Source organism: Shigella sp. FC1567, from assembly GCF_001743015.1.
GTDB classification, from domain to species: domain Bacteria; phylum Pseudomonadota; class Gammaproteobacteria; order Enterobacterales; family Enterobacteriaceae; genus Escherichia; species Escherichia coli.
The window spans coordinates 1-20,352 of sequence record NZ_MIIV01000511.1; the positions used below are offsets into that span (position 1 = coordinate 1).

At 50.0% G+C, this 20,352-nt stretch carries 11 protein-coding genes and 3 pseudogenes; 13 read left to right on the forward strand and 1 reads right to left on the reverse strand.

Going from position 1 to position 20,352, the window contains the following annotated elements; translation table 11 throughout:
- The 7 genes from BHE85_RS22470 to recD all read left to right on the forward strand — a co-directional run.
- Positions 1-412: prepilin peptidase-dependent protein (locus BHE85_RS22470; RefSeq protein WP_242412336.1), on the forward strand; the 412-nt coding region annotated here is incomplete at its 5' end.
- Positions 409-816 carry a DUF2509 family protein gene (locus tag BHE85_RS22475; protein ID WP_001078383.1) on the forward strand — a complete coding sequence of 136 codons (408 nt, stop codon included), beginning with the start codon at positions 409-411 and terminating at the stop codon, positions 814-816. The genes BHE85_RS22470 and BHE85_RS22475, both read left to right, overlap by 4 nt.
- Positions 801-1,124, forward strand: a complete 324-nt coding sequence (locus tag BHE85_RS22480) for a prepilin-type N-terminal cleavage/methylation domain-containing protein (RefSeq protein ID WP_001276457.1) — start codon at positions 801-803, stop codon at positions 1,122-1,124. The genes BHE85_RS22475 and BHE85_RS22480 overlap by 16 nt, the downstream gene beginning before the upstream one ends.
- A 12-nt stretch (positions 1,125-1,136) precedes the next feature.
- Positions 1,137-4,505: an exodeoxyribonuclease V subunit gamma gene (gene recC, locus BHE85_RS22485; RefSeq protein ID WP_000946882.1), complete on the forward strand. Its 3,369-nt coding sequence runs from the start codon at positions 1,137-1,139 to the stop codon at positions 4,503-4,505.
- 175 nt (positions 4,506-4,680) lie between these two features.
- Positions 4,681-7,569 carry a pitrilysin gene (gene ptrA, locus BHE85_RS22490; RefSeq protein ID WP_001138215.1) on the forward strand — a complete coding sequence of 963 codons (2,889 nt, stop codon included), beginning with the start codon at positions 4,681-4,683 and terminating at the stop codon, positions 7,567-7,569.
- Entirely contained in the window at positions 7,562-11,104 is a 3,543-nt protein-coding gene (recB, locus tag BHE85_RS22495; protein WP_004986201.1) for an exodeoxyribonuclease V subunit beta, read from the forward strand. The genes ptrA and recB overlap by 8 nt, the downstream gene beginning before the upstream one ends.
- Positions 11,104-12,930, forward strand: coding sequence for an exodeoxyribonuclease V subunit alpha (gene recD, locus BHE85_RS22500; protein ID WP_000775955.1), 1,827 nt, complete (start codon positions 11,104-11,106; stop codon positions 12,928-12,930). Before recB ends, recD begins: the two co-directional genes overlap by 1 nt.
- A gap of 61 nt (positions 12,931-12,991) precedes the next feature.
- Here recD and argA read toward each other — a convergent pair whose 3' ends face one another.
- Positions 12,992-14,323: an amino-acid N-acetyltransferase gene (gene argA / locus BHE85_RS22505; protein WP_000237947.1), complete on the reverse strand. Its 1,332-nt coding sequence runs from the start codon at positions 14,321-14,323 to the stop codon at positions 12,992-12,994.
- A gap of 231 nt (positions 14,324-14,554) precedes the next feature.
- Here argA and amiC point away from each other — a divergent pair, with 231 nt between their 5' ends.
- From amiC to BHE85_RS22540, 6 genes and pseudogenes are all read left to right on the forward strand, one after another.
- Positions 14,555-15,808 (forward strand): N-acetylmuramoyl-L-alanine amidase AmiC, encoded by a 1,254-nt coding sequence (gene amiC, locus BHE85_RS22510; RefSeq protein ID WP_000016907.1) that lies wholly within the window; start codon positions 14,555-14,557, stop codon positions 15,806-15,808.
- A gap of 258 nt (positions 15,809-16,066) precedes the next feature.
- Positions 16,067-16,889 (forward strand): annotated as a pseudogene (locus BHE85_RS22520) (PRD domain-containing protein).
- A 31-nt stretch (positions 16,890-16,920) separates the two neighbouring features.
- Positions 16,921-18,501 (forward strand): annotated as a pseudogene (locus BHE85_RS22525) (PTS transporter subunit EIIC).
- Positions 18,501-19,709 carry a MalY/PatB family protein gene (locus BHE85_RS22530; RefSeq protein WP_000350898.1) on the forward strand — a complete coding sequence of 403 codons (1,209 nt, stop codon included), beginning with the start codon at positions 18,501-18,503 and terminating at the stop codon, positions 19,707-19,709. Before BHE85_RS22525 ends, BHE85_RS22530 begins: the two are co-directional and overlap by 1 nt.
- Positions 19,678-20,133, forward strand: a pseudogene (locus BHE85_RS22535) (SIS domain-containing protein); the annotation flags it as partial. The gene BHE85_RS22530 and the pseudogene BHE85_RS22535, both read left to right, overlap by 32 nt.
- A gap of 54 nt (positions 20,134-20,187) precedes the next feature.
- Positions 20,188-20,352, forward strand: a 165-nt coding sequence (locus tag BHE85_RS22540) for an IS1 family transposase (protein ID WP_047664789.1), incomplete at its 3' end; no start/stop codon positions are given.

The window sequence follows — 20,352 nt, forward strand, 5'->3', positions numbered from 1 at the left end:
CTTTCTGTTCCATAACAGGTGTCCACTAGTTGAAAAGGTGGGCACCTACGTTACCAATACAGGCTTAATGGCTACATACGGCGGTCAGTTTACGCTTACCTGTATCATTGTGCAGTGGGATGCGAACAGTAACGGTATCTGGGATCGCGAACCGGTAAAAGAGTCCGACCAGATTGGATTTCGTCTGAAGGAGCATGTGCTGGAAACGCTACGCGGTGCGACATCCTGTGAAGGTAAGGGCTGGGATAAAGTCACTAATCCGGATGCCATCATTATCGACACTTTTCAGGTCGTACGTCAGGATGTCAGCGGCTTCTCGCCGGTGTTGACGGTTAATATGCGTGCTGCCAGTAAGTCTGAACCGCAAACCGTGGTGAATGCCAGCTATAGCGTGACAGGATTCAACCTGTGAACCGCGAAAAGGGTGTTTCGTCACTGGCTCTGGTCCTGATGCTGCTGGTTTTGGGTAGTTTGCTATTACAAGGAATGAGCCAACAGGATCGCAGTTTTGCCTCTCGCGTGAGCATGGAAAGTCAGTCATTGCGCCGCCAGGCCATCGTTCAGTCGGCGCTGGCGTGGGGAAAAATGCACTCCTGGCAGACGCAGCCAGCAGTTCAGTGCTCGCAGTACGCTGAAACCGATGCCCAGGTTTGTTTGCGTTTACTGGCAGATAATGAAGCCTTATTGATTGCCGGTTATGAAGGCGTTTCGTTGTGGCGAACAGGCGAAGTCATTGATGGAAACATTGTTTTTTCGCCAAGCGGCTGGAGCGATTTTTGTCCGCTGAAAGAGAGGGCGTTATGTCAGCTTCCCTGAAGAATCAACAAGGCTTTAGCCTGCCGGAGGTAATGTTGGCGATGGTGTTGATGGTGATGATTGTCACTGCGTTATCGGGTTTCCAGCGAACATTAATGAACAGTCTTGCCAGCAGAAACCAGTACCAACAGCTCTGGCGGCATGGCTGGCAGCAAACGCAACTGCGCGCGATTTCGCCACCAGCTAACTGGCAGGTCAACCGATTGCAGACATCGCAGGCGGGATGTGTCAGCATCAGCGTTACGCTAGTTTCACCCGGGGGCAGAGAAGGCGAGATGACCCGCCTGCATTGCCCGAATCGTCAGTAGTCAGGAGCCGCTATGTTAAGGGTCTACCATTCCAATCGTCTGGACGTGCTGGAAGCGTTGATGGAGTTTATTGTCGAACGCGAACGGCTGGACGATCCTTTCGAACCAGAGATGATTCTGGTGCAAAGTACCGGTATGGCACAGTGGCTGCAAATGACCCTGTCGCAAAAGTTTGGTATTGCGGCAAACATTGATTTTCCGCTGCCTGCGAGCTTTATCTGGGATATGTTCGTCCGGGTGTTACCGGAGATCCCCAAAGAGAGCGCCTTTAACAAACAGAGCATGAGCTGGAAACTGATGACTCTGCTGCCGCAACTGTTGGAGCACGAAGACTTTACCCTGTTGCGGCATTATCTGACTGACGATAGCGACAAGCGAAAACTGTTCCAGCTTTCCTCAAAAGCGGCGGACCTGTTTGACCAGTATCTGGTCTATCGCCCGGAGTGGCTGGCACAATGGGAAACAGGACATTTGGTTGAAGGGCTGGGAGAAGCACAGGCCTGGCAAGCGCCGTTGTGGAAGGCGCTGGTGGAATATACCCATGAACTCGGACAACCGCGCTGGCACCGCGCGAATCTCTATCAGCGCTTTATCGAAACGCTGGAGTCCGCGACGACCTGCCCGCCGGGGTTACCTTCGCGCGTCTTTATATGCGGTATTTCCGCGTTACCGCCTGTTTATCTCCAGGCGCTCCAGGCGCTGGGTAAACATATTGAAATCCATCTCCTGTTTACCAACCCCTGCCGTTATTACTGGGGCGATATTAAAGATCCTGCTTATCTGGCGAAACTGCTGACTCGTCAGCGTCGACACAGTTTTGAAGATCGCGAATTGCCGCTATTTCGCGATAGCGAAAATGCCGGACAGCTCTTTAACAGCGATGGTGAACAGGATGTCGGCAACCCGCTGCTGGCCTCATGGGGGAAGCTTGGGCGCGACTACATTTATCTCCTTTCTGACCTGGAGAGCAGCCAGGAGCTGGACGCCTTTGTCGATGTCACGCCAGATAACCTGCTGCATAACATTCAGTCTGACATTCTGGAACTGGAAAACCGTGCCGTTGCTGGTGTGAACATCGAAGAGTTTTCCCGTAGCGATAACAAACGCCCGCTTGATCCACTGGATAGCAGTATCACCTTCCACGTTTGCCATAGCCCGCAGCGTGAAGTTGAAGTTTTGCACGATCGCCTGCTGGCGATGCTGGAAGAAGACCCGACACTTACTCCGCGCGACATCATCGTGATGGTGGCTGATATCGACAGCTACAGTCCGTTTATTCAGGCTGTGTTTGGTAGCGCACCTGCGGATCGTTACCTGCCTTACGCCATTTCCGACCGTCGGGCGCGGCAGTCGCATCCGGTACTGGAAGCGTTTATCAGCCTGTTATCGTTGCCAGACAGCCGCTTTGTGTCGGAAGACGTGCTGGCATTACTGGATGTGCCGGTGCTGGCGGCGCGGTTTGACATCACCGAAGAAGGGCTGCGTTATTTACGCCTGTGGGTCAACGAATCCGGCATTCGTTGGGGGATAGATGACGACAACGTTCGCGAGCTGGAACTCCCCGCCACCGGACAACACACCTGGCGATTTGGCCTGACGCGTATGTTGCTGGGCTACGCGATGGAGAGCGCGCAGGGCGAGTGGCAATCGGTTCTACCTTATGATGAGTCGAGCGGCTTAATTGCAGAACTGGTGGGGCATCTGGCTTCACTGCTAATGCAGCTAAACATCTGGCGTCGCGGGCTGGCACAGGAGCGTCCGCTAGAAGAGTGGTTGCCGGTTTGTCGCGATATGCTCAACGCCTTCTTCCTGCCGGATGCGGAAACCGAAGCGGCGATGACGCTGATCGAACAACAATGGCAGGCGATTATCGCCGAAGGTTTAGGTGCGCAGTATGGCGACGCGGTGCCGCTGTCACTATTGCGTGATGAACTGGCACAGCGTCTGGATCAAGAACGTATCAGCCAGCGTTTTCTCGCCGGACCGGTTAACATTTGTACTCTGATGCCAATGCGTTCAATTCCGTTCAAAGTGGTTTGCCTGCTGGGAATGAACGACGGCGTTTATCCACGTCAGCTTGCGCCATTGGGCTTTGACCTGATGAGCCAGAAACCGAAGCGTGGCGACCGTAGCCGTCGCGATGACGACCGCTACCTGTTCCTGGAAGCGTTAATTTCCGCGCAGCAAAAACTCTATATCAGTTATATCGGGCTTTCCATTCAGGATAACAGTGAACGTTTCCCGTCGGTACTGGTGCAGGAACTGATCGACTACATCGGGCAAAGTCATTATCTACCGGGCGATGAAGCGCTCAACTGTGATGAAAGCGAGGCAAGGGTAAAAGCGCATCTTACCTGCCTCCATACCCGGATGCCGTTTGATCCACAAAACTACCAGCCAGGCGAACGACAAAGCTATGCTCGTGAATGGCTACCTGCGGCCAGCCAGGCTGGTAAAGCACATTCTGAATTTGTTCAGCCGCTGCCGTTTACCTTACCGGAAACCGTGCCGCTGGAAACGCTACAACGATTCTGGGCACATCCGGTGCGGGCATTTTTCCAGATGCGTTTGCAGGTGAACTTCCGTACCGAAGACAGCGAAATCCCCGACACCGAGCCATTTATTCTGGAAGGGCTTAGCCGTTATCAAATCAATCAGCAGTTATTGAATGCACTGGTTGAGCAGGATGATGCCGAACGCTTGTTCCGTCGCTTCCGGGCGGCAGGGGATTTACCGTATGGCGCTTTTGGTGAAATTTTCTGGGAAACTCAGTGCCAGGAGATGCAGCAGCTTGCCGACAGAGTCATTGCCTGTCGCCAGCCGGGGCAGAGTATGGAAATTGATCTCGCCTGCAACGGTGTGCAGATAACTGGCTGGTTGCCGCAGGTGCAGCCGGATGGCCTGTTGCGCTGGCGTCCCTCTTTATTAAGTGTGGCGCAGGGAATGCAACTTTGGCTGGAACACCTTGTCTACTGTGCCAGCGGTGGTAATGGTGAAAGTCGCCTTTTTCTACGCAAAGACGGCGAGTGGCGTTTTCCGCCGCTTGCAGCCGAACAGGCTTTGCATTACCTCTCACAACTGATTGAGGGGTATCGTGAAGGGATGTCCGCGCCATTGCTGGTGTTACCTGAAAGTGGCGGCGCGTGGCTAAAAACCTGTTATGACGCGCAAAACGATGCCATGCTGGATGACGATTCCACGTTGCAAAAAGCCCGTACGAAATTCCTTCAGGCTTACGAAGGCAACATGATGGTGCGTGGCGAAGGTGATAATATCTGGTATCAAAGGCTCTGGCGGCAATTAACACCAGAGACAATGGAGGCCATCGTTGAACAGTCGCAACGTTTCCTGTTACCGCTGTTTCGCTTTAATCAGTCATGAGTGCTGTATAAAAATTGCGCAATCTATCCGCTTACTTTATGATGCGCACCAGTCACGGACTGATGGTTATATAAACATAGGCTGACTCGTGCAGCACAAGATTAAATTCTGGCAGATGATTTGCGTTAACGTGTTGAATCTGGACAGAAAATTAAGTTGATTATGAGGTCCGTGAATGCCCCGCAGCACTTGGTTCAAAGCATTATTGTTGTTAGTTGCCCTTTGGGCACCCTTAAGTCAGGCAGAAACGGGATGGCAGCCGATTCAGGAAACCATCCGTAAAAGTGATAAAGATAACCGCCAGTATCAGGCTATACGTCTGGATAACGGTATGGTGGTCTTGCTGGTTTCTGATCCGCAGGCAGTTAAATCGCTCTCGGCGCTGGTGGTGCCCGTTGGGTCGCTGGAAGATCCCGAGGCGTACCAGGGGCTGGCACATTACCTTGAACATATGAGTCTGATGGGGTCGAAAAAGTACCCGCAGGCTGACAGTCTGGCCGAATATCTCAAAATGCACGGCGGTAGTCACAATGCCAGCACTGCGCCGTATCGCACGGCTTTCTATCTGGAAGTTGAGAACGACGCCTTGCCTGGTGCGGTAGACCGCCTGGCCGATGCTATTGCTGAACCTTTGCTCGACAAGAAATATGCCGAACGTGAGCGTAATGCGGTGAACGCTGAATTAACCATGGCGCGTACGCGTGACGGGATGCGCATGGCACAGGTCAGCGCAGAAACCATTAACCCGGCACACCCCGGTTCAAAGTTTTCTGGTGGTAACCTCGAAACTTTAAGCGATAAACCTGGTAATCCGGTGCAGCAGGCGCTGAAAGATTTCCACGAGAAGTACTATTCCGCCAATCTGATGAAGGCGGTTATTTACAGCAATAAACCGCTGCCGGAGTTGGCAAAAATGGCGGCGGACACCTTTGGTCGCGTGCCGAACAAAGAGAGCAAAAAACCGGAAATCACCGTGCCGGTAGTCACCGACGCGCAAAAGGGCATTATCATTCATTACGTCCCGGCACTGCCGCGTAAAGTTCTGCGCGTTGAGTTTCGCATCGATAACAACTCAGCGAAGTTCCGTAGTAAAACGGATGAATTGATTACCTATCTGATTGGTAATCGCAGCCCAGGTACACTTTCCGACTGGCTGCAAAAGCAGGGATTAGTTGAGGGCATTAGCGCCAACTCCGATCCTATCGTCAACGGCAACAGCGGCGTATTAGCGATCTCTGCGTCTTTAACCGATAAAGGCCTGGCTAATCGCGATCAGGTTGTGGCGGCAATTTTTAGCTATCTCAATCTGTTACGTGAAAAAGGCATTGATAAACAATACTTCGATGAACTGGCGAATGTGCTGGATATCGACTTCCGTTATCCGTCGATCACCCGTGATATGGATTACGTCGAATGGCTGGCAGATACCATGATTCGCGTTCCGGTTGAGCATACGCTGGATGCAGTCAATATTGCCGATCGGTACGATGCTAAAGCAGTAAAAGAACGTCTGGCGATGATGACGCCGCAGAATGCGCGTATCTGGTATATCAGCCCGAAAGAGCCGCACAATAAAACGGCTTATTTTGTCGATGCGCCGTATCAGGTCGATAAAATCAGCGAACAAACTTTCGCTGACTGGCAGCAAAAAGCTGCCAATATTGCGCTCTCCTTACCGGAGCTTAACCCCTATATTCCTGACGATTTCTCGCTGATTAAGTCAGAGAAGAAATATGACCATCCAGAGCTGATTGTTGATGAGTCGAATCTGCGCGTGGTGTATGCGCCAAGCCGTTATTTTTCCAGCGAACCCAAAGCTGATGTCAGCCTGATTTTGCGTAATCCGAAAGCCATGGACAGCGCCCGCAATCAGGTGATGTTTGCGCTCAATGATTATCTCGCAGGGCTGGCGCTTGATCAGTTAAGCAACCAGGCGTCGGTTGGTGGCATAAGTTTTTCCACCAACGCTAACAACGGCCTTATGGTTAATGCTAATGGTTACACCCAGCGTCTGCCGCAGCTGTTCCAGGCATTGCTCGAGGGGTACTTTAGCTATACCGCTACGGAAGATCAGCTTGAGCAGGCGAAGTCTTGGTATAACCAGATGATGGATTCCGCAGAAAAGGGTAAAGCGTTTGAGCAGGCGATTATGCCCGCGCAGATGCTCTCGCAAGTGCCGTACTTCTCGCGAGATGAACGGCGTAAAATTTTGCCCTCCATTACGTTGAAAGAGGTGCTGGCCTATCGCGACGCCTTAAAATCAGGGGCTCGACCAGAGTTTATGGTTATCGGCAACATGACCGAGGCCCAGGCAACAACGCAGGCACGCGATGTGCAAAAACAGTTGGGCGCTGATGGTTCAGAGTGGTGTCGAAACAAAGATGTAGTGGTCGATAAAAAACAATCCGTCATCTTTGAAAAAGCCGGTAACAGCACCGACTCCGCACTGGCAGCGGTATTTGTACCGACTGGCTACGATGAATACACCAGCTCAGCCTATAGCTCTCTGTTGGGGCAGATCGTACAGCCGTGGTTCTACAATCAGTTGCGTACCGAAGAACAATTGGGCTATGCCGTGTTTGCGTTTCCAATGAGCGTGGGGCGTCAGTGGGGCATGGGCTTCCTTTTGCAAAGCAATGATAAACAGCCTTCATTCTTGTGGGAGCGTTACAAGGCGTTTTTCCCAACCACAGAGGCAAAATTGCGAGCGATGAAGCCAGATGAGTTTGCGCAAATCCAGCAGGCGGTAATTACCCAGATGCTGCAGGCACCGCAAACGCTCGGCGAAGAAGCATCGAAGTTAAGTAAAGATTTCGATCGCGGCAATATGCGCTTCGATTCGCGTGATAAAATCGTGGCCCAGATAAAACTGCTGACGCCGCAAAAACTTGCTGATTTCTTCCATCAGGCGGTGGTCGAGCCGCAAGGCATGGCTATTCTGTCGCAGATTTCCGGCAGCCAGAACGGGAAAGCCGAATATGTACACCCTGAAGGCTGGAAAGTGTGGGAGAACGTCAGCGCGTTGCAGCAAACAATGCCCCTGATGAGTGAAAAGAATGAGTGATGTCGCCGAGACACTAGATCCTTTGCGCTTGCCCTTACAGGGTGAGCGCCTGATTGAAGCCTCTGCCGGCACAGGCAAAACCTTTACGATTGCGGCGCTCTATTTGCGCCTGTTACTTGGACTAGGCGGTTCCGCCGCCTTTCCCCGCCCGCTGACCGTTGAAGAACTGCTGGTGGTCACCTTTACCGAGGCTGCCACGGCAGAATTGCGTGGTCGTATCCGTAGCAATATCCATGAGTTGCGCATCGCCTGTCTGCGTGAAACTACCGACAATCCACTGTACGAACGTCTGCTGGAAGAGATCGACGATAAAGCGCAAGCCGCGCAGTGGTTGTTGTTAGCCGAACGGCAGATGGATGAAGCGGCAGTCTTTACTATTCACGGTTTTTGCCAGCGCATGCTCAACCTGAATGCCTTTGAATCCGGCATGCTGTTTGAGCAGCAGCTGATTGAAGATGAGTCTCTGCTACGTTACCAGGCCTGCGCCGATTTCTGGCGTCGCCACTGCTACCCGCTGCCGCGTGAAATAGCCCAGGTCGTCTTTGAAACCTGGAAAGGGCCGCAGGCGTTGCTGCGCGATATTAATCGTTATCTGCAAGGCGAAGCGCCGGTTATCAAAGCACCGCCGCCCGATGATGAAACGCTGGCTTCCCGCCACGCGCAAATTGTGGCGCGTATTGCTACGGTAAAACAGCAGTGGCGCGACGCAGTGGGTGAACTGGATGCGCTGATCGAATCTTCTGGTATTGATCGACGCAAGTTTAACCGTAGCAATCAGGCTAAATGGATCGACAAGATCAGCGCCTGGGCAGAAGAAGAGACCAACAGTTATCAGTTGCCGGAGTCGCTGGAAAAATTCTCCCAGCGTTTCTTAGAAGATCGCACGAAAGCTGGGGGGGAAACCCCGCGACATCCACTGTTTGAGGCGATCGATCAACTGCTTGCAGAACCATTGTCGATCCGCGATCTGGTGATCACCCGCGCATTGGCTGAGATCCGCGAAACAGTAGCGCGTGAAAAACGCCGCCGTGGCGAATTGGGTTTTGATGACATGTTAAGTCGGCTCGATTCCGCGCTGCGTAGCGAAAGCGGTGAGGTGTTGGCAGCGGCGATCCGTACGCGATTCCCGGTGGCAATGATCGATGAATTTCAGGATACCGACCCCCAGCAGTACCGAATTTTTCGCCGTATCTGGCACCATCAGCCGGAAACCGCATTGTTGCTGATTGGCGACCCGAAGCAGGCCATATATGCATTCCGGGGTGCGGATATCTTCACTTATATGAAGGCGCGTAGTGAAGTTCACGCCCACTACACTTTAGACACCAACTGGCGCTCCGCACCTGGAATGGTGAACAGTGTGAACAAGCTTTTCAGCCAGACTGATGACGCGTTCATGTTTCGCGAAATACCGTTTATTCCAGTGAAATCAGCCGGGAAAAATCAGGCGTTACGTTTTGTATTTAAAGGTGAAACGCAGCCTGCGATGAAAATGTGGCTGATGGAAGGCGAAAGCTGCGGCGTTGGCGACTATCAAAGTACCATGGCGCAGGTATGTGCTGCGCAAATCCGCGACTGGCTACAAGCCGGACAGCGGGGCGAAGCGTTGCTGATGAACGGCGACGACGCGCGTCCGGTGCGTGCTTCGGACATCAGTGTGCTGGTGCGCAGCCGCCAGGAGGCCGCCCAGGTGCGCGATGCCTTAACGTTGCTGGAAATCCCTTCCGTTTACCTTTCGAACCGCGACAGTGTTTTTGAAACTCTGGAAGCGCAGGAAATGCTTTGGTTATTGCAGGCGGTGATGACGCCCGAACGTGAGAACACCCTGCGTAGTGCGCTGGCAACGTCAATGATGGGGCTGAACGCGCTGGATATCGAAACGCTGAATAATGACGAACATGCGTGGGATGCGGTAGTTGAAGAGTTCGATGGTTATCGGCAAATCTGGCGCAAACGTGGCGTTATGCCGATGCTGCGGGCGCTGATGTCGGCGCGTAACATTGCAGAAAACTTGCTGGCAACGGCAGGCGGTGAGCGGCGTCTTACCGATATCTTGCATATCAGCGAACTGCTACAAGAAGCCGGAACGCAGCTGGAAAGTGAACATGCGCTGGTACGCTGGTTATCGCAACATATCCTCGAGCCAGACAGTAATGCCTCCAGCCAACAAATGCGCCTCGAAAGTGATAAACATCTGGTGCAGATTGTCACGATCCATAAATCGAAAGGGCTGGAATATCCGCTGGTCTGGTTGCCATTTATTACCAATTTCCGCGTCCAGGATCAGGCGTTTTATCACGATCGCCACTCGTTTGAGGCAGTTTTGGATCTTAATGCTGCGCCAAAAAGCGTCGACCTCGCGGAGGTCGAACGTCTGGCGGAAGATCTGCGTTTGCTTTACGTGGCGCTGACGCGTTCGGTTTGGCATTGCAGTCTCGGCGTTGCACCGCTGGTGCGCCGTCGTGGCGATAAAAAAGGTGACACCGACGTCCACCAAAGTGCGCTCGGGCGTTTGCTGCAAAAAGGGGAACCGCAAGATGCGGCAGGGCTTCGCACCTGTATTGAAGCGTTATGCGATGATGATATTGCCTGGCAAACGGCACAAACTGGTGATAACCAGCCCTGGCAGGTTAATGATGCTTTAACTGCAGAACTGAATGCGAGGACACTACAACGATTGCCCGGCGATAACTGGCGTGTCACCAGCTACTCCGGCTTGCAGCAGCGTGGTCACGGTATCGCTCAGGATCTGATGCCACGGCTGGATGTTGATGCCGCAGGCGTGGTCAGCGTCGTTGAAGAACCGACGTTAACACCGCATCAGTTCCCGCGCGGTGCGTCACCGGGGACATTCTTGCACAGTTTGTTTGAAGACCTCGATTTTACCCAGCCGGTTGACCCGAACTGGGTACAGGAAAAACTGGAACTCGGCGGCTTTGAATCGCAGTGGGAACCGGTGTTGACCGAGTGGATCACGGCTGTCCTCCAGGCACCTCTCAATGAAAAGGGGGTTAGCCTGAGTCAGCTTTCCGACCGCGATAAACAGGTGGAGATGGAGTTTTACCTGCCGATTAGCGAACCGCTCATCGCCAGCCAGCTTGATGCACTAATTCGCCAGTTTGATCCGCTATCCGCTGGCTGCCCGCCGCTGGAGTTCATGCAGGTACGCGGCATGTTAAAAGGCTTTATCGACCTAGTATTCCGCCACGAAGGGCGTTATTACCTGCTCGACTATAAATCCAACTGGCTGGGTGAAGACAGTTCGGCTTACACCCAACAGGCTATGGCAGCAGCGATGCAGGCACACCGCTATGATCTGCAATATCAGCTTTATACCCTGGCGCTGCATCGTTATCTGCGCCATCGCATTGCTGATTACGACTATGATCGTCACTTTGGCGGCGTTATCTATCTGTTCCTGCGTGGCGTTGATAAAGAACATCCGCAACAAGGGATTTACACAACCCGACCCAACGCCGGGTTGATTGCCCTGATGGATGAGATGTTTGCCGGTATGACCCTGGAGGAGGCGTAATGAAATTGCAAAAGCAATTACTGGAAGCTGTGGAGCACAAACAGCTACGCCCGCTGGATGTGCAATTTGCCCTGACCGTGGCGGGAGATGAACATCCTGCCGTCACCCTCGCGGCGGCACTGTTAAGTCATGATGCCGGAGAGGGACACGTCTGTTTGCCGCTTTCACGACTGGAAAATAACGAGGCGTCGCATCCGCTGTTGGCGACCTGTGTCAGTGAAATCGGTGAGCTACAAAATTGGGAAGAATGCTTGCTGGCTTCTCAAGCGGTCAGCAGGGGAGATGAACCCACGCCGATGATCCTCTGTGGCGATCGTCTTTATTTGAATCGCATGTGGTGTAACGAGCGGACGGTAGCGCGCTTCTTCAATGAGGTGAATCATGCCATTGAGGTTGATGAAGCTCTACTGGCGCAAACCCTGGACAAACTTTTTCCAGTAAGCGATGAAATTAACTGGCAAAAAGTTGCAGCGGCAGTGGCGCTGACGCGGCGGATCTCGGTGATTTCCGGCGGCCCAGGCACCGGTAAAACGACCACCGTGGCGAAGTTGCTGGCAGCGTTAATTCAAATGGCCGACGGCGAACGCTGCCGTATCCGTCTGGCTGCACCAACGGGTAAAGCTGCCGCGCGCTTAACCGAATCTCTCGGCAAGGCTTTGCGACAGTTACCGCTGACCGATGAACAAAAGAAACGCATTCCGGAAGATGCCAGCACTTTGCACCGATTGCTGGGCGCGCAGCCGGGTAGCCAGCGTTTACGTCATCATGCCGGTAACCCGCTGCATCTTGATGTGCTGGTGGTAGATGAAGCGTCAATGATCGATCTGCCTATGATGTCGAGACTGATCGACGCCTTGCCCGATCATGCGCGAGTGATCTTTCTCGGCGATCGTGATCAACTGGCCTCGGTTGAGGCTGGGGCTGTGCTGGGCGATATCTGCGCTTATGCCAACGCGGGCTTTACCGCCGAGCGTGCCAGGCAGCTAAGCCGCCTGACGGGGACTCACGTTCCGGCAGGAACCGGCACAGAAGCGGCATCTTTGCGCGACAGTCTCTGCCTGCTGCAAAAAAGCTATCGTTTCGGCAGCGATTCTGGCATTGGTCAGTTAGCTGCGGCGATCAACCGTGGTGATAAAACGGCAGTGAAAACCGTTTTTCAGCAGGATTTTACTGATATCGAAAAACGACTTTTACAGAGCGGCGAAGATTATATTGCGATGCTTGAGGAAGCTCTTGCGGGTTATGGACGTTATCTGGATCTGCTGCAAGCGCGTGCCGAGCCGGATTTAATCATTCAGGCGTTCAATGAGTACCAACTTTTGTGCGCCCTGCGGGAAGGGCCGTTTGGCGTGGCTGGACTGAATGAGCGAATTGAGCAGTTTATGCAACAGAAGCGCAAAATTCATCGTCATCCGCACTCTCGTTGGTACGAAGGTCGACCGGTGATGATTGCCCGTAATGACAGCGCGCTTGGGTTGTTTAATGGCGATATCGGTATTGCGCTGGATCGCGGGCAGGGGACGCGCGTCTGGTTTGCGATGCCGGACGGCAATATTAAGTCTGTGCAACCGAGTCGCTTGCCAGAGCACGAAACTACGTGGGCGATGACGGTACATAAATCGCAGGGATCGGAGTTCGACCATGCGGCGTTGATTTTACCGAGCCAACGCACGCCGGTAGTAACGCGAGAGCTGGTATACACCGCGGTGACCCGCGCGCGTCGCCGTCTGTCGCTGTATGCCGATGAGCGTATATTAAGTGCGGCAATCGCCACTCGTACTGAGCGGCGCAGTGGTCTGGCGGCGTTGTTTAGTTCGCGGGAATAAACGTAATTGCCGGATGCGATGCACGAGTGTTACGCATGTCGCATCCGACAATTTTCATCGCTTACCCTAAATCCGCCATCAACACTTTGGATTTACGCTGGTAGTTGTACAACTGCTTTTTGCTCTCGGGCAGTAAATCAATATCCACCGGGGTAAATCCACGTTCCTGGAACCAGTGAATACTGCGCGTGGTCAGCACAAACAATTTGCTTAAGCCGCTCTGCTTCGCCTGAGCGGCAATGCGTTCCAGCAGAACCTCGCCCCGTGATGAACTGCGGTAATCCGGGTGAACTGCCACACAGGCCATTTCCCCAATCTTCTCTTCCGGGAACGGATAGAGCGCGGCGCAGGCAATAGTCGTGTTATCGCGCTGAATAATGGTGAATTTGTCGATTTCCATCTCCAGCTGCTCGCGAGAACGGCGCACCAGAATACCTTGCTGCTCCAGCGGGCGAATCAACTCCAGAATACCGCCAATATCGTTGATTGTTGCGCGACGAATCTGCTCGGCGCTTTCCATCACAATCTGCGTACCGATACCGTCGCGTGAGAACAACTCTTGCAACAGCGCGCCATCTTCCTGATAACTGATTAAATGACAGCGACGCACGCCGCTGCGGCAGGCTTTCACTGCGCCACGCAAAAAGCGCACCGTACCGGAGTTGTAATCGCCTTTCTCTTCCTGGGCTTCTACCCGCGCTTGCGCTTCGTTAGGGAAAAGTTCTGAGACAATATCACCGTCGTCATTAGTGACGCCCTGTGAAGAGCAAAAACCAATCATCTTCTCAGCTTTCAGTTTGATGGCCAGTTGAGTGGCAATCTCTTCCGAGGTCAGATTAAAGCTCTCGCCAGTGACTGAAACAGCGACCGGCCCCATTAGCACTATTGCACCGCTGTCCAGTTGACGATGGATCGCGTCTTCATCAATCCGCCGGATACGCCCGCTATGGCAGTAATCCACGCCGTCATCGACGCCCAGCGGCTGGGCAATAATAAAATTGCCACTGACGACGTTGATATGCGCGCCCTGTAGCGGCGTGTTATTGAGACTCATCGACAGGCGAGCAGTGATGTCCAGTTGCAATGTTCCCGCAGCCTGCTTCACCAGTTCCAGTGTTTTGGCGTCGGTCACACGTATATTCTTGTGATACAGCGGTTCGTGGTGATGCGCGGCCAGATTTGCGTCGATCTGCGGACGTGCGCCATAGACCACCACCAGACGGATGCCGAGGCTGTGCAACAACCCGATATCATTAACGATACTGGAGAAATTCTCATGCTCAATGGCTTCACCGCCGAGCATGATGACAAACGTTTTTCCCCGGTGGGTATTGATATAGGGAACCGAATGGCGGAATCCCTCGACCAGCTCGGTTTTACGTTCCTTTACCACGGCACACCCCTTTGCATGATTATTCTAAATTAGTGTATTTTTATTCTGTTTTTTCGCAGGGTGCAAGTGTAAATTTTATGCGAGAGCGACTTTTTTATCAGTAATGCCGTGAATATAAAAAGAATGTTTACCGTTTATTAGATGACAGATTATGCGTCTTTCGCTAAAGTTTCCGGTCAAATTAGTCGTTTACTTGTTACACAGCTTAGATTTCTTTTGCTCGGGAGAGGCATGTCAGGATCCAACACTGCAATCAGCCGTCGTCGTTTACTGCAAGGCGCGGGTGCCATGTGGCTATTGAGCGTAAGTCAGGTCAGTCTGGCTGCGGTCAGCCAGGTCGTGGCGGTGCGCGTCTGGCCTGCGTCCAGCTACACCCGTGTGACGGTAGAATCAAATCGTCAGCTGAAATATAAGCAGTTCGCGTTGAGTAACCCTGAACGCGTGGTGGTGGATATCGAAGATGTAAACCTGAACTCGGTACTCAAGGGGATGGCGGCACAAATTCGTGCAGACGACCCGTTCATCAAGTCGGCGCGCGTCGGGCAATTTGACCCGCAGACCGTACGGATGGTTTTTGAATTAAAGCAAAACGTAAAACCGCAGCTGTTTGCCCTTGCGCCGGTCGCCGGGTTTAAAGAGCGTCTGGTGATGGACCTCTATCCGGCCAATGCACAGGATATGCAGGACCCGCTGCTGGCGCTGCTGGAGGATTACAACAAAGGCGACCTCGAAAAGCAGGTGCCGCCAGCACAAAGTGGTCCACAACCGGGTAAAGCAGGGCGCGATCGTCCTATTGTTATTATGCTTGACCCTGGCCACGGCGGCGAAGACTCCGGTGCGGTGGGGAAATACAAAACGCGCGAAAAAGACGTGGTATTGCAAATAGCTCGCCGTCTGCGCTCTCTGATCGAGAAAGAGGGCAATATGAAGGTGTACATGACGCGCAATGAAGACATCTTCATTCCGTTGCAAGTGCGCGTAGCAAAAGCCCAGAAACAGCGTGCTGACCTGTTTGTCTCTATCCATGCCGACGCCTTTACCAGTCGTCAGCCGAGCGGTTCCTCTGTGTTTGCGCTCTCAACCAAAGGTGCAACCAGTACTGCGGCAAAATATCTGGCACAAACCCAGAACGCCTCGGACTTGATTGGTGGCGTGAGCAAAAGCGGTGACCGCTATGTCGACCACACCATGTTCGATATGGTGCAGTCGCTGACCATTGCCGACAGCCTGAAGTTTGGTAAAGCGGTACTGAATAAGCTCGGTAAAATCAACAAGCTGCATAAAAATCAAGTTGAACAGGCCGGGTTTGCCGTACTAAAGGCACCAGATATTCCCTCCATTCTGGTCGAAACGGCGTTTATTAGTAACGTTGAGGAAGAGCGTAAACTGAAAACGGCGACTTTCCAGCAGGAAGTTGCGGAGTCTATTCTTGCGGGGATTAAAGCGTATTTTGCCGATGGGGCGACGCTGGCGAGAAGGGGATGATGTTTTTAATTTATTCAATGAATTTATGTTTCATTGAATAAATATTATTTACATAAATGTTGAACGATGGTTTTGTGACTGCTGTCGAATATTTGAATATCGGCTTAAAAAATAAGTCTGTCATCTCTTTTATTAAGCACAATTCCGTGTAAGGTATACGCATTAGTTAATTATCTTGCAACTGTTAAATCAGCAAGGCAATGTTTGAAGTAATTATTACTTCTGACATGCCTTGCCTTTTTTTTGGGGAGCCATGGAATGATCATCGAAAAAGTCATGAACAATAATTGTGTACAGGCATCGGTGAACGGACAGGAGGTTATCATTTCTGGGCCTGGCGTTGGTTACAATAAAAATATGGTATGTCGGTCCCTGAGCATCCTGCAAACCGGATTTTTATGTCAGAAATGAGCAAAAAAATAAACTCTACAAATTGATTGAGCATGTGGGTATTGAGTATATTTTTGTTGCCGAAAAGATAGTGCATTATGCGGAGAGTAATCTCGAAAAAAAACTCAATCCATCGCTACTACTGATTCTTGCTGATCACATTTCGAATGCAATATCCCGAGTCGTCTCAGGCATACAAATTAATAATGTTTTCCTTGAGGAAATCAAAGCGTTGTACAAAGCAGAGTATGCAATAAGTCGTGATGCATTAACAATCATTAATGAGCAATTTAGCGTTCAACTACCGGATGATGAGATTGGTTTTATAGCATTGCATATTTTAAATAATTATGAAAATTCAGTTGATTATGAATCAGTAAGGATTATTGAGCTGTCTCAAAAAATCACGGAGCTTATTGAAGTTGTTTATAACAGAAGGGTGGACAGAAGTTCATTTAACTACTCCAGATTTATGATGCACCTTAAATATTTTTCTAGTCGTGTGTTATGTAATGAAAAAATAAAACAGAAAAATATTGGTGATATCTATGAGCAGTTTCTTGAAAAAGATTTTCAGTTACAACGTGCCATTCATGAAATTGAAAGATATCTGTACGCAACTTTTAAATATGATTTGATTCTGGAAGAGAAACTATATCTTTCTATTCGCATCAAAGTATTAATGGACTAATTATACATAACATTTTCATGAGATAACCAGTATGAAACAAAAGAAATCCTGGAGTTTTTTTCAGAGCCTGGGGAAGGCATTTATGTATCCCATCGCTCTGTTAAGTGTATGTGGTATGATGTTAGGGCTGGGAAGTGGTTTAGCCAGCGATGATATGGCAAAATTCATTCCAGTGTTGGCTATTCCGTTAATTAAAACCATACTTGATTTTATTGTTAGCCTTGGTTTGTTTGCCTTCGTTAATTTACCTGTATTGTTTGCGATAGCTATACCTTTGGGATTATTAAAAGAGAAAGATGATAAAGCCTATGGCGCTTTTTCTGGCTTAATTGGCTTTATGGCGATGCATCTTGGAACGAACTTTTATCTTAAACAGCACGACTTATTGGTAGCTGCTGACCAAATGTCGACACATGGGCAAACCATCATACTCGGGATCCAGTCCTACAATACCAGCGTGTTGGGTGGGATTGTGGCAGGGTTATTAGTCGCCAGCATGTATAAAAAGATCGTTAACTTACGTATTCCTGAATAATTAGGGTTTTATAGTGGCCCACGCCTTGTGCCTATCATTACACTGATTGTGATGAGTGGATTTGGTCTGATCATTCCTTTTATCTGGCCGCCATTTTTCAATCTTTTCATGCTCATTGGTCACTGGATTTCAACTTCCGGTCCTGTTGGTTATTTCTTCTATGCTGTTGCCGAACGCGTGACGATACCTTTTGGCTTAAATCACTTGGTGACATCAGTTTTCCGCTTTACCCCAATCGGCGGATCGGCAGTGATTGGCGGTGAAGAGTATTACGGCACCCTGAACATGTTTATGGCATACGTCAAAGAGAATGCGGTCATTCCGCTGGATTTGGCGGGGAAAATGGAGCAGGGCAAACTGATGATTCAGTATGGTCTGGCTGGAGCCGCGCTGGCGATGTATCGCACTGCTCATGCTCAAAACAGAAGGGCTATCAAAGCATTGCTGATTTCCGGTGTGCTCACGGTAATTATTGGCGGCGTCAGCGAGCCGATTGAATTTCTGTTCTTATTTGTCAGCCCGCTGTTGTTTGTCTTCCATGCCTTTATGAATGGATTGGCTAACATGGTTCTGCCATATATGGGCGTGAAGATGGGCTTTACTGGCGATCTGATTCAATTTATTAGCTTTGGTGTCTTACGTGGCACAAGAACGGGATGGCCATTAGCGGTATGTGTTGAAGTGGCTTATTTCTTCATTTATTACTTTGTGTTCCGTTGGACCATTCTCAAATTTAACCTGATGACTGTAGGCCGTGAAGAGTCCAGTCCTGTCACGCTGAACGCTCACGAAGAAACTGCAATAGCTAACATCCCAGTTCATGATAAATCAGAGTTGCAGGCAGCGGAGCAAATGGTTAAGGCTCTGGGTGGTAAAGAAAATATTAAATCACTGGATAATTGTGTAACTCGTTTGCGTTTAACTATCGCGGATATGGGATTGATAAATGAGGCTGCAATAAAAAGGGCCGGAGGAATTGCGGTTGTGAAACTTGATCAAAATACCTTACAAGTCATTATCGGTACAAAAGTCATCGCCCTACGTCGGGATATGGATAATTACATGGGGATATGTTGATGGATATTTTTAATACCTCAATTTCTCGTAAAGGAACATATTGCACACAATGGGACTTTTGTGAAGACAGATTTGGTGTAAAAGATGTATTACCATTCTCTATTTCAGATATGGATCTTCCGATACCGGAAGCTATCATCAGAACATTAAAAAAACGTCTGGAACACCCGATTTTAGGGTACAGTCGTTGGCAGCATGATGACTATCTGAATTCGATAGTCAATTGGTATCATCAACAATATAAAACAGAGATTCAACCAGAATGGATCACCTATAGCCCAAGCGTGATGTATTCAATATCTAAGGCAATAGAAATATTGACATTGAATGGAGATAATATTCTCATTTTCACGCCTGTTTATAACGCATTTTTTGATGTGATTAAGCATAATGGTCGAAACATGCTAACAACCTCTTTGATGAAAGAAAATGGGAGAGGCTACGTTATCAACTGGCAAGACTTTGAGCTTAAAATTAAAAGCGCGAAGATGGTGTTATTATGTAATCCTCATAACCCGACAGGAACGGTCTGGTCGGAAGACGATCTTCACAGAATCGCAGCATGCTGTGCAAGGCATAATATTTGGTTATGTTCAGATGAAATACATAGTGATTTTGTTTTTAATCATAGTTTCACGTCAGCGCTAACAATAAAAGATGACAAAGTGGTGGTGTTTAATTCGATTTCGAAAACATTTAATGTTCCTGCGCTAACCGGATCATATATGATTTCAACTGACGATAATTTTAATCATAAGTTCAGAACGATATCGAGGTATCGCGATTTCGTAAACTCCCCATCAGTACTGAATGTAATTGCGACCATTGTTGCCTATAATGAATGTGAAGAATGGTTAAAGTCATTAAAGGTACATATTGCCTCTAACATTCAATTTACCTTGCAGTATTTAAATGAAAATATTCCGGAATTGATCGTATGGCCAGCTGAGGGCTGCTATTTTTCGTGGGTTGATTGCTCGGCCCTTGGTTATCCCTTTGATAAATTTTACCGTCGATTAATTAACGAAGGGAGAGTAGGTATTATGGCGGGGCATGTTTATGGTACTGAAGGAGAGGGCTATCTGCGTCTTAATCTGGCCTGCAGTCGAGAAAAATTATATATGGGGCTTGCGCGCCTTGCGAGTGTAATTAAAAATATTAATCAGGAAAAAGAAAATGAACAATACGGATCTTATCCATCTTATTAAACGTTTTATGCGTAACGAACATAAAGCAGTAGAAGAGGTTATTGATTCCCCCCTTTCGGAAGTCGCGAATTTAATTAAAATATTACAATCTTGCCAGGGAAAAGTTGTTTTTATTGGTGTTGGGAAATCTGGCATTATTGCCAGAAAACTTGCTGCAACATTTGCCAGCACCGGAACTCCCTCGTTTTTTGTTCACGGTACGGAAGCGGTACACGGCGACCTTGGGATGGTGGCGAAAGACGATGTTGTTATTCTTATTTCAAACAGTGGTGAGACGGCGGAAATCCTGGCGACACTGCCTAGTTTGAAAAAAATGGGTAATTATTTGATCTCTTTTATCCGCAGTCATCACTCATCGCTTGCGATAAGTTGTGATTTATCTGTTGAAATCCCCGTCAAAAGTGAGGCGGATAATTTAGGTTTGGTAATGCTGCCAACTTACTGATTTAGTGTATGATGGTGATTTTAAGGTGCTTGCGTGGCTTCCATTTCCATCAGATGTCCTTCCTGCTCCGCTACTGAAGGCGTGGTGCGTAACGGCAAAAGCACTGCCGGACATCAGCGCTATCTCTGCTCTCATTGCCGTAAAACATGGCAACTACAGTTCACTTACACCGCCTCTCAGCCCGGTACGCACCAGAAA